This window comes from Thermococcus profundus (assembly GCF_002214585.1).
In the GTDB taxonomy this organism is placed as follows: Archaea; Methanobacteriota_B; Thermococci; order Thermococcales; family Thermococcaceae; genus Thermococcus; species Thermococcus profundus.
Window position 1 is genome coordinate 185,953 of the sequence record NZ_CP014862.1, and the last position, 12,858, is coordinate 198,810.

16 protein-coding genes and 1 pseudogene are annotated in these 12,858 nt (G+C 53.8%); 7 read left to right on the forward strand and 10 right to left on the reverse strand.

Features of this window, described 5'->3' with window-relative positions; translation table 11 throughout:
- Positions 1–17 precede the first annotated feature (17 nt).
- Both A3L09_RS11100 and A3L09_RS11105 read left to right on the forward strand, forming a co-directional pair.
- Positions 18–425 (forward strand): hypothetical protein, encoded by a 408-nt coding sequence (locus tag A3L09_RS11100; protein WP_335755336.1) that lies wholly within the window; start codon positions 18–20, stop codon positions 423–425.
- A complete protein-coding gene (locus A3L09_RS11105) occupies positions 386–940 on the forward strand; it encodes an Lrp/AsnC family transcriptional regulator (protein ID WP_335755337.1) in 555 nt (184 codons plus the stop codon). The genes A3L09_RS11100 and A3L09_RS11105 overlap by 40 nt, the downstream gene beginning before the upstream one ends.
- Here the strand turns inward: A3L09_RS11105 and A3L09_RS01000 are convergent.
- Together A3L09_RS01000 and A3L09_RS01005 are read right to left on the reverse strand one after the other, a co-directional pair.
- On the reverse strand, positions 919–1,905 hold the full coding sequence (locus tag A3L09_RS01000; RefSeq protein ID WP_088857206.1) for an SPASM domain-containing protein: 987 nt from the start codon (positions 1,903–1,905) through the stop codon (positions 919–921). The two genes, A3L09_RS11105 and A3L09_RS01000, sit on opposite strands and share 22 nt — an antisense overlap.
- A 95-nt stretch (positions 1,906–2,000) precedes the next feature.
- Positions 2,001–2,450 (reverse strand): molybdenum cofactor biosynthesis protein MoaE, encoded by a 450-nt coding sequence (locus A3L09_RS01005; protein WP_088857207.1) that lies wholly within the window; start codon positions 2,448–2,450, stop codon positions 2,001–2,003.
- 88 nt (positions 2,451–2,538) lie between these two features.
- On the opposite strand from A3L09_RS01005, the gene A3L09_RS10810 reads away from it, so the two are divergent.
- Positions 2,539–3,453: a hypothetical protein gene (locus A3L09_RS10810; RefSeq protein ID WP_157727171.1), complete on the forward strand. Its 915-nt coding sequence runs from the start codon at positions 2,539–2,541 to the stop codon at positions 3,451–3,453.
- Here the strand turns inward: A3L09_RS10810 and A3L09_RS01015 are convergent.
- The gene (locus tag A3L09_RS01015; protein WP_088857209.1) at positions 3,450–4,148 is read right to left on the reverse strand and encodes a ThiF family adenylyltransferase; all 699 of its coding nucleotides are present in this window, start codon (positions 4,146–4,148) and stop codon (positions 3,450–3,452) included. The two genes, A3L09_RS10810 and A3L09_RS01015, sit on opposite strands and share 4 nt — an antisense overlap.
- A gap of 139 nt (positions 4,149–4,287) precedes the next feature.
- On the opposite strand from A3L09_RS01015, the gene deoC reads away from it, so the two are divergent.
- Complete coding sequence (deoC, locus tag A3L09_RS01020; RefSeq protein ID WP_088857210.1) at positions 4,288–4,956, forward strand: deoxyribose-phosphate aldolase; 669 nt, start codon at positions 4,288–4,290, stop codon at positions 4,954–4,956.
- Positions 4,946–5,233: a family 4B encapsulin nanocompartment shell protein gene (locus A3L09_RS01025; RefSeq protein ID WP_088857211.1), complete on the forward strand. Its 288-nt coding sequence runs from the start codon at positions 4,946–4,948 to the stop codon at positions 5,231–5,233. Before deoC ends, A3L09_RS01025 begins: the two co-directional genes overlap by 11 nt.
- Here the strand turns inward: A3L09_RS01025 and A3L09_RS01030 are convergent, their stop codons facing one another.
- The 5 genes from A3L09_RS01030 to A3L09_RS01050 form a co-directional block, all read right to left on the reverse strand.
- Entirely contained in the window at positions 5,234–5,839 is a 606-nt protein-coding gene (locus A3L09_RS01030; RefSeq protein ID WP_088857212.1) for a hypothetical protein, read from the reverse strand. It abuts the gene before it with no gap.
- 72 nt (positions 5,840–5,911) lie between these two features.
- A complete protein-coding gene (locus tag A3L09_RS01035) occupies positions 5,912–7,249 on the reverse strand; it encodes an ornithine aminotransferase (RefSeq protein WP_088857213.1) in 1,338 nt (445 codons plus the stop codon).
- 142 nt (positions 7,250–7,391) lie between these two features.
- Entirely contained in the window at positions 7,392–8,384 is a 993-nt protein-coding gene (gene trxB, locus A3L09_RS01040; RefSeq protein ID WP_088857214.1) for a thioredoxin-disulfide reductase, read from the reverse strand.
- Positions 8,385–8,470: 86 nt separating this feature from the next.
- Positions 8,471–9,004, reverse strand: coding sequence for a metal-dependent hydrolase (locus tag A3L09_RS01045; protein WP_088857215.1), 534 nt, complete (start codon positions 9,002–9,004; stop codon positions 8,471–8,473).
- A gap of 3 nt (positions 9,005–9,007) precedes the next feature.
- Positions 9,008–10,204, reverse strand: a complete 1,197-nt coding sequence (locus A3L09_RS01050; RefSeq protein ID WP_088857216.1) for an ATPase — start codon at positions 10,202–10,204, stop codon at positions 9,008–9,010.
- Between the two features lie 61 nt (positions 10,205–10,265).
- Here A3L09_RS01050 and A3L09_RS01055 point away from each other — a divergent pair, with 61 nt between their 5' ends.
- The gene (locus tag A3L09_RS01055) at positions 10,266–10,751 is read left to right on the forward strand and encodes a THUMP domain-containing protein (RefSeq protein WP_088857217.1); all 486 of its coding nucleotides are present in this window, start codon (positions 10,266–10,268) and stop codon (positions 10,749–10,751) included.
- Positions 10,752–10,777: 26 nt separating this feature from the next.
- Here the strand turns inward: A3L09_RS01055 and A3L09_RS01060 are convergent, their stop codons facing one another.
- Positions 10,778–10,996, reverse strand: coding sequence for an antitoxin VapB family protein (locus A3L09_RS01060; RefSeq protein WP_088857218.1), 219 nt, complete (start codon positions 10,994–10,996; stop codon positions 10,778–10,780).
- A gap of 132 nt (positions 10,997–11,128) precedes the next feature.
- Here A3L09_RS01060 and A3L09_RS11140 point away from each other — a divergent pair.
- A pseudogene (locus A3L09_RS11140) lies at positions 11,129–11,275 on the forward strand (DUF433 domain-containing protein).
- A 19-nt stretch (positions 11,276–11,294) separates the two neighbouring features.
- On the opposite strand, the gene A3L09_RS01070 reads toward A3L09_RS11140, so the two are convergent.
- Positions 11,295–12,794 carry a carboxypeptidase M32 gene (locus A3L09_RS01070; protein ID WP_088857219.1) on the reverse strand — a complete coding sequence of 500 codons (1,500 nt, stop codon included), beginning with the start codon at positions 12,792–12,794 and terminating at the stop codon, positions 11,295–11,297.
- Positions 12,795–12,858: the final 64 nt, after the last annotated feature.

Sequence of the window (12,858 nt, forward strand, 5' to 3'; positions counted from 1 at the left end):
TCGATTTTAACCTTTTCGTGAAGGCTATGTCCGATGTTAATTGGGATGAAATAGAGTTCCTGGCCGATATTCTGAACAGGCATCCAATTGAAAGCCTTCGGAGAATAGCCGAGATCGAGGGCATTGATTACTACCGCCTCAAGCGCATTTACGATAAGTACTATGGGAAGTACGTCACCGTTAATGCCATGTACAACATAAAGAGAATTGGGTTGAGAAGCTACATAGCTTTTCTCTCCGTTCCAAAAGAACGGCTTAGGGAGACCGCCATCAAACTCCGGAAGAACCCTTTTTTCTCCATGTGGACGCTCTTTTTGGGTTCAAAAACGGCATCTCCGCGATACTTCACGTTCCCAAAGAGCAGGTTGGTCTTCTGGATCGGGTTATGGAGAAGTACTCCGACGACTACGAGTACTATGAGGTGAGGGGGTATCCTCCCTCCGGGGACGACAACTTCGGAGAGTGGGATCTCCCCTACTCCTACGCCCTCCTTATGGACATACTCAAGTGGGATGCCAGAACGCCTTTGGTGGAGATATCGAGGCGCCTCGGAAAGAGCAGGCCTACGATAAGGTACATGATTGACAGGCTGATAAAGAGGGATATCCTTACCGGGTATGTAACCGCCATTGAATCTGAGGGATACGACAGGGGGGTCATTGGAATAACGGGCGAACTTAACGAGGAGGTTTTGACCAAGTTCAAGGAGTACGAGGTTAACGTGGGGGTGCTCGTTGGGGGTGGCTATCTAATAGAGTGGTACTTCTCATCTGAGGACGACCTCGCCGAGAAGCTCCTCGAGTTCAGCGACTATGTGGACCGGCTTGGGATAGAATATTTCGACGTCTTGGCAGATCTGGATGAGATGTACCCGGGTCAGAGGTTCTCTAGAATGGTTAGGAAAGATGGAAAGGGCTATCACTCAATACTGGACTTCTGAGATTCGGATGAGAAGACCAGCGGGCAGTACTCGATTCCGTTAAGGTCTCCCGTCACTTGGTATTCGATAGCCCTGCAGTCGTGGCACAGGTAGCGGAACGGGCAGCTTGAACATCCTTCCACGCTGTCCTTCGTTAGGGTCCAGAACTTCCGGATTTTCCTGGTTTTGTTAACCGTCCACTTCAGCCCCTTATCCCTTACGTCCCCGGCGGCGAAGTTTCTGAGGAGCGGGCAGGGGGTAATGTAACCGTCCCCCGTGACGGCCACCGTACCAGCCAGACAGTCGTGGTACTTCACGCTCGTCGGGTTTTTGTTTCTCCTCAGCTCTATCAGGTTGAAACTGAGATCCCTGGCAGATCTGGGGTATAGGACGTCGAGGTATATCTCGAGTTCGCTGTCTCCCTTAACTTTCCTGATGAACATTTTGGCCTCTTCGAGCCTCTCGGGAGGTACCATGATAAGCAGTCCCTTGACCCACAGCTTCATTGAGGCTGTGATGATCTTCTCCTCGTCGTACTCCATCTCGGCTATGTAATTGATCCCGTCCAGGGGTTCTACTTCCTCCAGATCCTCAAAGAGAACGGTTGCGTTTACGTTTGGAATGCCAAAGCTGAGGGCGATCTGGGCGGCGTACTGAAGCTCTTCGATCCTGTCGTAGCTGTTTATCCAAACCTCTTTTCCCCCCATGACCTTGAACTCCCTCAGTACCGTCCTTATTTCATCGAAAGTCAGCTTCTCCCTCCTGAGGATGAACCTGTTGTTTCCGATGCAACCGATTGACCTGGGTATCCCGTGAACCTCGTCGAACCTGCCCTTTCCGGCTCCAAGCTGCAGGATAAGCCTCTCAATCTTTCCCGTGTGCTCAACTTCTGTCCAGGGAGGTTTTCCCACCGAGATGGTTTTATCCTCGGCGCGGAGCTTCGCAAGCTCGGCGCCCCTTACATCAACCCTGGTTACCTCGGCCATTGAACTCACCAGAAATGAATCAACCCGCATTGTATATATACTTTTTCTATGCGGATTTTAAGTACTACTAAAAATGGTTACAAAAACATGGAAAACTATGTTCTGTGGTAACCCTCTGGGACCAGCCTGTCCCCCTCTATCCAGAATGCACCCTCATCTGTGACCTCCTTCTTCCACACGGGCACCCTGTGTTTGACCTCGTCAACGGCCCATCTGCACGCATCGAAGGCTTCTCCTCTGTGTTTTCCGCCGGCAATGACCAGTATGGTATCCTCCCCCACTTCAAGCTCTCCTACCCTGTGCCAGATTAAGATGTCCAGTATTGGGAACCTTTCAAGGGCCTCCTTCCGTATCCTCTCCATTTCCTCCTCCGCCATCTCCCTGTACGCTTCGTAGATTAGCTTCCTCACCTTTCTCCCCCTGTTTTCATTGCGGACTTTTCCTAGGAATACAACGTATCCCCCTGCCTCTGGAACTGATACGAGCTCCACGGCTTTTTCGATGTTAAAAGGTCCCTCGAGAACCATCACCTTCTTGAGCTCCATGCCACCACCTTAACCCATTCTCCGGGTGACTTAATAGCTTTCCGGAAGGTTTTTGAAAACGATCGCCCCAAGTGGTAGAGGTGATCACATGCGCAGGGTAGCCCTTGCTCTGGTCTTCGTCATGCTCCTCGCTCTCTTTGCCTCCGGCTGTATCTCAGGGGGCCATGGAGAATCCGGGGGCAGTACGACCACAGCGTCTTCCCATTCCCCGAGTTCGTCCATCACTTCTCCAACCACCTCTTCGGTCACAACTCAAACCTCAACAACCCCTTGGACAACAACGCAGGAGGTCACTTCCACCACTTCCACCTTCCGTCCCTCCCCGGCTGAAGACGTTATGGGGATTCTGGATTCGATTTCCAGTTACAGAGCTGAGATCCTGACCACGTTGAACTCATCCGTCTCAGTTACTAGTGGTGGTTCCGTCAGGGTGGAGAACGTCTCCGTTTTTTCAAACACGTCCGCTTTCTTTGACCTCGATGATGGTGAGATGGACGTTAACATGAGCATCCTGACGTATCCAGCTGGAGGGAACACGACGGTCAGGATAGTGCTCATAGGGGACGATGCTTTTGTGAACTCCATGGGGACGTGGAGGCATTTGAAGAGGGGTTCAGACGGCTTTGATGCCGTTTTCAGTGTTTTCAAGTACAACCCTCTGTCGCTGGTGGGCAACGCCCTTAGTTCGGGGCTCTGCAACGTCACAGGCTCGGAGGGGAGTTTTAAGGTTGAGTGCTCCGGTGTCGAGGAGGACTTTCTCAACCTGATAAAAACGACGGTTGGGGCCCCTCAAAACTCTAAGGTCTCGGTATCCTCTCCCAGAATCTCACTTGAGATATCCGGCGGGAGGATCATCTCCGGTGAGCTGGTCGTTGGCTTTGAGATCTCAAAGAACCCCGGGGAGGAATCGTGGTTCCTGAACCAGGTGGGAACGGTGAGGGAGGAGTTCAAGATACTGGGGATAAACGAAGACCTCGACCTCTCCCCCCCAGAGGGAGGTTAGAGGTCTACGATCTCAAAGGTGTTGTATGCCAAATCCACTATCAGAAGTTTGTTGAACAGGGGCTCTCCAATGCCCGTGAGGAGCTTGAGAACTTCCATGACCTGAATTGAACCAACAACTCCTGCCGTTGCCCCAACTATGGGGAACTTTCCTTTTTTCTCCCCCGAAACGTTTGGGAATATCTCCCTCAACCGCTTTGTCTTTCCCGGAACTATCGTAGTGACCTGTCCGTAGGTCTTCTCAACCGCACCGTGTACAAGGGCCTTTCCAGTTTCGTGGACGAAGTCGTCCAGCAGGAATCTGGTCTTAAAGTTGTCCAGGCAGTCAACGATGACATCTGCGTCTCCGAGTACATCCTCCACGTTGTCATCTCCGAGCTTCCCAACGTACGGGATTATCTCAACATCCGAGTTGAACTTCCTCAGCTTCCAGGCTGCGGAGAGCGGCTTTGGCATTCTGCCCACGTCTTCCTCCCAGTGGAGGATCTGCCTGTTGAGGTTGCTCATCTCCGGGGTTTCGGAATCTACGAGGATTATCCTCCCCACCCCTGCTGCCGTTAGGTAATATGCAACGGGAGATCCGAGTCCCCCCACTCCAACGACGGCCACTGTGGCCTTCTTTAGCTTTTCCTGTCCCTCCGTTCCCCACATCATAATCTGCCTATCGTACCTTTCCGTCTCCCATTTGCCCAGCATTCCATCACCCTTTGAGTGTAGCCTCCTCCTTTTATCACCTTTTTGGGGCACTAAAAAGCCCATTAAAGGATCGAGGGAATCATCAATGAAGCAAAATTGCTATATACCCCTAAATCCAAATCGAGAGGGGGTGAAGGGGATGGACGTTGCCAAGTACATTGACCACACGAACCTTAAGCCCTACGCCACTAAAGAAGACATAATAAAGCTCTGTGATGAGGCGATTCACTACGGATTCTACGCAGTCTGCGTTAATCCCTACCGCGTTAAGCTCGCCAAGGAATACCTAAATCAAAAGAACGCCGACGTTAAGGTCGCGAGCGTCATCGGCTTCCCTCTCGGGGCAACCCCGACGGAAGTAAAGGTCTTCGAGGCGAAGAAAGCTCTAGAAGACGGTGCAGATGAGCTCGACATGGTAATCAACATAGGCGCCCTGAAGGATAAAGACTACGAGTACGTCAAGAACGACATAGCCGAGGTCGTAAGGGTTGCCCATGAGAAGGGAGCAAAGGTCAAGGTCATCATAGAGACCTGCTACCTGACGGAGGAGGAGAAGGTCAAGGCCTGCGAGCTTGCAAAGGAAGCCGGGGCTGATTTCGTGAAGACTTCAACCGGCTTCGGGACCGGTGGTGCAACGGTTGAGGACGTTAGGCTGATGAGGAAGGTCGTCGGCCCGGAGATGGGCGTCAAGGCTGCCGGGGGGATAAGAACCTACGAGCAGGCGCTGGCAATGATCGAGGCCGGCGCCACGAGGATCGGTACGTCGAGCGGGGTGAAGATAGTGGAGGGGGCTAAGGATGCCGAGTGAGGAGGAGATCCTGGAGATCATTGAACGGGCGTCTCAGGAGCTTAAAGATGAAGGCCTCTCCCCGGACATACTCCTTGCAGGGCCGGGCTTTGTGGAGCATGCGGGTCATCTCGTTGATGTCCTTGGACTCTCCGTTTACGTGGTGAAGGAGCTGGAGTTCGACGCGGTCATAGCCGACTCCAGGTACCTCGGGCAGATGAGGAAGGCTTCAAAGAGGCTCTCCATAGAACCCCTGCTGGTTGAGGAAAAGGTTTGGGAAGAGATCGAAAAGCTCTGATCACGCCCTTCTCTCTATTGGACTCGGCCATTTTTCCATTTTCCTGGCACCCACAACCAGGGCTGTCGCCAGGAGGACGCCGGTTGTGACTGAGGCCACTAGGGGTGCCAGTGTCTCAGCGACTCCATCAACCGTTAGTCCCTTGAGGAAATGGTAGTAGGCCCACTCCCCGCTCACGAGGGCTGTTCCCCCGATTATGGAGCCCAGAAGCAGCATCGAGAATTCATCCCGCTTCCGTCCCACCCACCCGGTTAGGATTCCGGAAAGCGTGGAGAGGAGCAGCAGGAGGAGCACTCCCTCAGGATTGGGGTTCATTACGTACTCTCCCATTGCGAGCCCCATGGCAGCTGCGACTCCGGCCAGCTCCCCGAAGGAGAGGGAAAAGAAGAACAGGCCAGTGTAACCCAGCGTTAGGAATGACCCGTTCTGGATGTTCTTTCTCGCCTCAACGTAGAGAACCATCGTTATGATCGCGGACGTGACGATTATCGGGATTATATGATCCATTTTGAGGTTGAACTTCTTCCTGTTTTTGAAAACGAAGACTGTGTAGGCTGTGAGCATCAGCAGTGAAACTGCCTTCAGGGCTTCGGCTTCTATTCCCATTCCGATCCCAAAAAAGTATCTTCCCTCGCTTTAAATTTTTTCTGTTTTTCTGAAAAAAGAAGGAGAAAGACATCACTGAAGGGCGGCCTTGAGGGCCTCCTCGAATATCTCCATGGCAACGTCGATCTCTTCCTTGGTGACGATGAGCGGCGGGATGAAGCGTATGCTGTTGTCGCCGCAGCCGAGGAGGACGAGACCGCGCTTTGCAGCCTCTCCGACGATCCTGTCCCTCAGCTCGGGGTACTTCTCCTTGCCCTCCTTCGTCTTGACGATCTCGACTGCTTGAGCCAGTCCAAGACCCCTGGCGTCGCCGATGACTTCATAGCGCTCCTTGAACTCCTCAAGGTACTTGTGGAGGTAGTCTCCAACCTCCTGAACGTGCGGGAGGAGCTCCTTGACGATCTCGACGACCTCTATTCCTGCCGCTATCGCGACCGGGTTTCCTCCGAAGGTGGTGGCGTGTCTTCCGGGCTTGTCAAAGCTTATCTCCTTCCTGTGGACAACACCGGCCAGCGGAAGGCCGCCGCCTATGGCCTTTCCGAACTGGATGAGGTCCGGTGCAACGTCGAAGTGCTCGATGGCCCAGAACCTTCCAGTCCTTCCTATGCCCATCTGGACCTCATCGTCGGCCAGGAGGATTCCGTACTCGTCGGCGAACTTCCTGAGGGCCTTGAAGAAGCCCTTCGGCGGGACGACGTAACCTCCTTCACCCTGTATCGGCTCGAAGAATATCGCGCCAACCTCGTGGGGCGGAACGTGCTTGAAGACGTACTCCTCTATGAAGTCGAGAACCCTGTTGGTGAGCTCGTCAGGCTCCTCGTAGCCGTCTATTCCCCAGAGGTTCCTGTAGGGGTTCGGGTAGGGTATGTGGGTAACTCCAGGCATCGTCGGGAAGAATCCGTCCTGCTGGACCCACTTGCTCGCGGTGAGGCTGAGAACGGCCTGGGTCCTTCCGTGGAAGGCGTGGTAGAAGGCTAGGAACTGCTTTCTTCCGGTTCCGTACTTGACGAGCTTCATTGCTGCCTCGTTGGCCTCGGCTCCGCTGTTGCCGTAGACGACCTTCTTCTCGAAGTCTCCGGGGGCAAGCTCAATGAGCTTCTCAGCCAAAACGACGGCGTTCTCGTAGAAGAAGTCGGTCAGCGAGTAGTGGGTGAACTTCTCGGCCTGCTTCTTTATCGCCTCAACAACGCGCGGGTGAGAGTGGCCCACGTTTATGACGCCGACACCGCTTGCGAAGTCGTAGAAGACGTTTCCATCGACGTCGTAGACCCTTATGCCCTCGCCGTGGTCGATGACTATCGGGAGGTTCTCCGGATCCTGGGTTGTCGTCGCGAGGTACTTGAAGTTCCTCTCGATAACCTCCTTGGCCTTCTTTCCCGGGAGTTCTTTAACACTCGGTCTAACCACCATGCGCATCACCGGGGGAATCTCACCCTTCACCTATATAAGTCTGTGTTCATCGATGAACATTTTTGACCGAAGATTTTTCGAGAAACATCCATGGCCGAGCGAACCAAGCGGTTGTAAAGGTGTGGGAAAAGAAAGGACGGAGTTACTCCCCGTTCTTCTCCTTCCACTCGTCGAGTAGCTCCTTAGCTGAGTTGGCGGCTATCGCTCCCTGACCGACTGCCACCGCTATCTGCTTGAAGACGTTGGTTATGTCCCCAGCGGCGAAGATGCCTGGGACCTTGGTGCGCATGTACATGTCAACTGGTATGTAGCCGTACTCGTCGGTTATGCCGAGGTGCTTGACGAAGTCCGTCTTTGGCTCGTAGCCGATGAAAATGAAGACTCCATCGACCTTCATCTCTGTCTCTTCGCCGGTCTTGACGTTCTTCAGCTTAACACCCTCGACCTTGTCCTTTCCGATTATCTCGGTGACGACCGTGTCGAGTATCGCGGGAATGCCGCTCTCCTTAAAGCGGTCCTGGAGTATCTTGTCGGCCCTGAACTCCTGCCTCCTGTGGACGAGGGTAACGTCAACGCCTATGCTCTTGAGGTAGAGGGCCTCCTGAAGGGCGGTGTTTCCTCCACCTACAACTATGACCTTCTTGCCCTTGAAGAGCGGGCCGTCGCAGGTGGCGCAGTAGGAAACGCCCTTTCCTGTGAGCTCCTCCTCGCCTGGAACCTTGAGCTTCCTCGGTGCGGCGCCTACGGCTATGATTATCGCCCTTCCCTTGTATTCCTTTCCGTTTGCCGTTTTCACGGTGAACTTGCACGGCCCCTCGTAGTATGCGCACTCTGCTGGCTCAATCCTCTCAACCTCGTCGAAGACGACCTCAACGCCGAGCTTCTTGACCTGCTCGTGCATCCTGTTGGTGAGGTCGGATCCGCTTATCCCCTCCGGGAATCCCGGGTAGTTCTCAATGAGGTCGGTCAGTGCCATGTTTCCTCCCAGATCCTTGCTTATGATCAATGTTTCAAGGCCGTAGCGGGCCGCATATATGGCCGCTGTGAAGCCCGCTGGGCCGGCTCCGATGATGAGCACATCCCAGGTCTTCTTCTCGTACTCTCCCCCGCGTGAGAATCCCCCAAGGCTGAACATTTTCTCACCTCCAGTTACGAAGTCCGTGGACACTTAAAAAACATTGCGGGTCATCCGTGTGTAATCAGGGTTAAAAAAATGGGGAATCAGATGAGCTTTACACTCCCGTCCAGTATCAGGTGGAGAGTGTAGCCGCTGAACGCGGAGAACCCGAGGAACAGGCCTTCCCCCGTGCTTATGTGGAGGCCGTATGGACCCAGGAGGAAGGCCAGAAAGCCGTATATCGTTGCGAATAGGAGGGAGTGAACAACCCCCCTGTGGCGCGGCATCACTGCTGTAAACCCATACCAGCCCACAACGGCCCCTACTGCTCCAACTCCCCAAGCGGCGGTTTGGCTCATCCAGGGCTGGCTTAGGTGGATTCTCTCCGCGGCCCACATGTAGACTGCACTTCCCAGGAGCACTGCCACTATCGGCTTGGTTCCGCGGTGAATGAGAGCATTCGGGTGATCCATGTCTGGCAGATCCGCCCCTAGGACGTAGAGGGCGTAGCCCAGTACCATTGCCATCGAGGTTAGCTTGAACGGTATCCCCGCGTAGTCAGCGAGGATCCCAGCGAGGGCCACCGCCAGGGGATAAGTGATTATCCCGGAGAGGACGTGGGCATCGTAGTTCGGCAAGCCTCACTCCTCCCCGCCTTTCTCCTCCAGGAACTTCCTGACGTAGTGAGGTACCTTGTAGTTCCCTCCTGGGTCTCCCACGAGGAATCCTATAGTTACCAGCCTGTTCAGGGCCTCGTAAACCTGATTGGCCGGCTTCTTCAGCTCCTTTGCAACGCTTATGTAGCTGACCGGTCCGCCGTTGAATTTCTCAACGATGACCTCTATGAGGTCGCGGTAGTCCTTCGGAACCCTCCTTATGTACTCCTCGAGGCTCTTGGGCTCTTCGAGTATTGTCGTTACCACGAGCTCATCTATCGGGTCGAAGGCTCTCTTCGCTGCCTCACTGAGGACGTAGTGGAGAAGCCTCAAAATCTGTCTCGGGTTGCCCTTCGCTAGGTCGTGAATAAGTCTTATCGCCTCGTCTGTGAACGGGTAGATCGGGTCGTCGGTGTCCTTCACCCTGACGCGGTTGAGCCTCTTCTTCACGAGCTCGAAGGTCTCCTCCACGCTCATCGGCCTCAGCTTGAACTCGTAGTGGAGCCTCATGAAGAAGGCCGGAAATATCTCCGTGTACTCCTTGTAAGCTTCCGGAATGCAGGCGAAGGCCACCACACAGCCGGGCGGCATCGTGCTTATCACGTGCCTCAGCATCTCGAAGAACTGTATCTTCTCCCTCTCACCGGCCCCCTGCATGTTCTCAAGCTCATCGAGGAGGAGCGCGGAGTACGGATGCTTCTTGAACTGCTCCACGAGGAGTTCGGCTATGTCCCTGCTCTTGTACTCGTTAGTATCGCTCAGCATCTTCTCAAGCCTGTCGATGAAGCCGAGCTTCCTGCTCAGATTTTCCAGGAAGATGTTCGTTCTGCTCCTCGGAGGCTTTAGGGCGTAGAAGATGTCCCTCGTCAGCTTGAGGATGTCGTTGGTGTCGACCTTTATGTATATCGCCTTCCCGCCTTCCCGCTCTATCGCCTTCGCAATGCTCTTCAGCCTCTGGGTCTTTCCCATTCCGAGGGGTCCGACGATGCTCATCGCTATCGAGCTCTTGTTTCCTATGACCTCGGAGAGTATCATTGAGAGCTTCATGTCGACCTCTTGGTAAACGTGGATGGCCTCGACGTCTTCTATTCCCTCGCTCGCGAGCTGTTCGAAGGGGTTCCTTGATAGGCCGTAGATATCGTACGTTTGAACGGGATAAACTTTAAGTTCCTCGTTCTCCATTTAACCCACCCGGGTTAATTTGTCGGTTGGAATATAAAAGTTTGTCCACTGGTGAGCCGAGATGGTGGTTTTGGTGATTACTTGTCCACCCGGAAGGGAGGGGGACGCGATACTGGAACTGGAGTGGGCCCTTAAAAGGGTTCGCGTTCGAGGGACGGACTGGAGGGGGGTTTTAACCGCTGAGACCCCCATGTCAAAGGAAGACGCCATCAAAAACCTCCTCTCCTTTGAGACCCAGGCACTCCAGAGGGTCGTCCCGCTGGATACGATCGTTTCCGCGGACTACGATGCCATCAGGGAGGAGGTACTCAAGCTGATGAAAGGAAAAGAGGGCGCCTTTGCTGTCAGAGCCAGGGTGAGGGGCAACAAGAGGCTGAGCGCGAGGGAGCTTGAGATAAAGCTTGGCTCAGAGATAGTGGAGGCGTTTGGCCTTCCCGTGAACCTGAGCGATCCCGATTGGACCGTGGTGGTAGAGGTCTTCGGGAAGAAGGCCTACGTTGGCGCCCTTGGAAGGAGAGAGATGATGAAGTTTGAGGTGAAGGAGTGAGTTGTCATAGCGGCGCTTGGGGGTCTCTAAGTTTTCCCCCACGACATCTCATTGAGCTCGTTTACACGCTTTTTAGCCTCTTTATACTCCCCCTCGCTCAGGATTCCAGCTATGTGTCTTAATGCATCGGTGTTTTCCTTTCTCTCATTTAACAGCTCCCTGAAGAGATCGTCAAATGAGTTATTGCCTTTGATGCGGAGAAGCTCGCTGTAGACATCATCGGGAGCTGTAATAGTTTTTACCACCGATACCACTCATGCATTGAATTCGTGTATCATATTTAGGCACTGCTCTCTCCAAAAGCTTCTTTAAATAAAATTTTGAGCACATACTTCCTGATGAGTATGATGGAGCTAATTGAAATTGATCCCAGGAAGATGGAAGGAAAACCGGTCATTAAGGGTACGCGAATCCCGGTTTACTTTATACTCTAACTCCTAGCAAACGGATGGAGCTTTGATGACATCCTAAAGAACTACCCTCAGCTGACTAAAGAAGATATACTAGCTGCGAAGACACAATAAGAATAGGAAAGACGTGAAATCAGAGATACCTCTCCTTCACCCAGCGGACGAAATATTCTGGGTTCAGCTCCTCGCCGATGGCCTTCTTTAGGAGCTCCTTCGGCGGGTAGATGCTTCCCCAGCGGTGTATCTTCTCCCTCAGCCAGGCCTTTATCGGTTCGAACTCAGCTTTGGCTATCTTCTCCTCGAAGTCCGGGATGTCGCGCTTGATGTGGTAGTAGTACTGGGCCGCCAGGAGGGTTCCCATGCTGTAGGTCGGGAAGTAGCCGATGGTCCCGTGAGCCCAGTGGATGTCCTGAAGGATTCCCTCGGCGTAGGTCTTCGGCCTTATTCCGAGGAGCCTCTCCATCTCCTCGTTCCAGAGCTCTGGGAGATCCTTCGCCTTGACGCCCTCGTTGAGCATCATCCTCTCGAGCTTGAAGCGCAGGAGAATGTGGAAGTTGTAGGTCACAACGTCCGCCTCGGTCCTTATGAAGTCCGGGCGAACCATGTTGAAGTAGAGGTACACATCCTCGGGGGTGTAGTTTGCCATGAACGGGAGGTTCTCCTTGAGAACCGGATAAATAAGCCCGGCGAACTCCCTTGAGCGGCCGATTATGTTCTCCCAGAAGCGGCTCTGGCTCTCGTGGATTCCTAGGGAGACGCCGCCGGCTATCGGGCTGAACATGAACCTCTCATCCTGCTGGAGCTCGTAGAGCGCATGCCCGAACTCGTGGACGGTGCTCAGTATCGTCCTCCTGAAGTCGTAGCCCTCGTATCTGGTGGTTATCCTGACGTCCCTTATTCCGAACTCGGTCGTGAACGGGTGGGCTGAGACGTCAAGCCTTGAGCGGATCCCGAGCGGGAAGCCGAACTTTTCGAGGATCCAGAGGTTAACGCGCTCCATCCGCTCCTTTTCGTACTTCTCCTTTTCGAGCGGGTGCTCCCTGGGGACTTTGCCCTCTTCCATGATCCTCTCCACGAGAGGCTTAAGCTCCCTCTCGAGCTTGTCGAACATCCGCTCGACTTCTTTGGTGGTGGTACCTTCCTCGAACATGTCGAGGAGGGCATCGTAGGGTTCATTCTCATAGCCGAGGTAGTCTGCGGCCCTCTTTGCCAGATCAATGATCTTGTCAAGCCACGGCTCGAACTTGGAGAAGTCATCACTCCTCTTGGCTTCTTCCCAGGCCTTGGTGGCCTGACTGGTTACCTCGCTCATCTCGCGCAGGAACTCGGGAGGGAACGAGCGGCTTATCCTTATCGAGCGGTCGAGAACGCGAACAACCCCGCGCTCGTATTCGTTGAGGTCCTCGATTCCTTTGGCCTTCTCAACGAGCTCCACAAACTCCGGCTTGAGCAGGAACTCCTGGGAAAGGACGGAAAGCTCTCCCTGGGCCACTGAACGCTCAAGAACTCCTTCCCTCGGCATGTTGACCTCCATGTCCCAGCCGAGGACGCTCTGGGCGTGGTTTATTGCCCATATTCTCCTGTATTTTTCGAGGATAGCCTTTATGGTTTCGTTCTGAAAAACGCTCTCCATTTTGATCACCCCGTATCTTCTGAAAATTTTTCGGAGTCGGGGCTTTTAACCTTTTCGACGGTCA

What these genes read in the sequence shown, in the direction of transcription:
- A3L09_RS11105 (WP_335755337.1), top strand. Translation starts at nt 386, where the DNA reads ATGGAGAAGTACTCCGACGACTACGAGTACTATGAGGTGAGGGGGTAT.
- A3L09_RS01000 (WP_088857206.1), bottom strand. Translation starts at nt 1,905, where the DNA reads ATGGCCGAGGTAACCAGGGTTGATGTAAGGGGCGCCGAGCTTGCGAAG.
- A3L09_RS01005 (WP_088857207.1), bottom strand. Translation starts at nt 2,450, where the DNA reads ATGGAGCTCAAGAAGGTGATGGTTCTCGAGGGACCTTTTAACATCGAA.
- A3L09_RS10810 (WP_157727171.1), top strand. Translation starts at nt 2,539, where the DNA reads ATGCGCAGGGTAGCCCTTGCTCTGGTCTTCGTCATGCTCCTCGCTCTC.
- A3L09_RS01015 (WP_088857209.1), bottom strand. Translation starts at nt 4,148, where the DNA reads ATGCTGGGCAAATGGGAGACGGAAAGGTACGATAGGCAGATTATGATG.
- deoC (WP_088857210.1), top strand. Translation starts at nt 4,288, where the DNA reads ATGGACGTTGCCAAGTACATTGACCACACGAACCTTAAGCCCTACGCC.
- A3L09_RS01025 (WP_088857211.1), top strand. Translation starts at nt 4,946, where the DNA reads ATGCCGAGTGAGGAGGAGATCCTGGAGATCATTGAACGGGCGTCTCAG.
- A3L09_RS01030 (WP_088857212.1), bottom strand. Translation starts at nt 5,839, where the DNA reads ATGGGAATAGAAGCCGAAGCCCTGAAGGCAGTTTCACTGCTGATGCTC.
- A3L09_RS01035 (WP_088857213.1), bottom strand. Translation starts at nt 7,249, where the DNA reads ATGGTGGTTAGACCGAGTGTTAAAGAACTCCCGGGAAAGAAGGCCAAG.
- trxB (WP_088857214.1), bottom strand. Translation starts at nt 8,384, where the DNA reads ATGTTCAGCCTTGGGGGATTCTCACGCGGGGGAGAGTACGAGAAGAAG.
- A3L09_RS01050 (WP_088857216.1), bottom strand. Translation starts at nt 10,204, where the DNA reads ATGGAGAACGAGGAACTTAAAGTTTATCCCGTTCAAACGTACGATATC.
- A3L09_RS01055 (WP_088857217.1), top strand. Translation starts at nt 10,266, where the DNA reads ATGGTGGTTTTGGTGATTACTTGTCCACCCGGAAGGGAGGGGGACGCG.
- A3L09_RS01070 (WP_088857219.1), bottom strand. Translation starts at nt 12,794, where the DNA reads ATGGAGAGCGTTTTTCAGAACGAAACCATAAAGGCTATCCTCGAAAAA.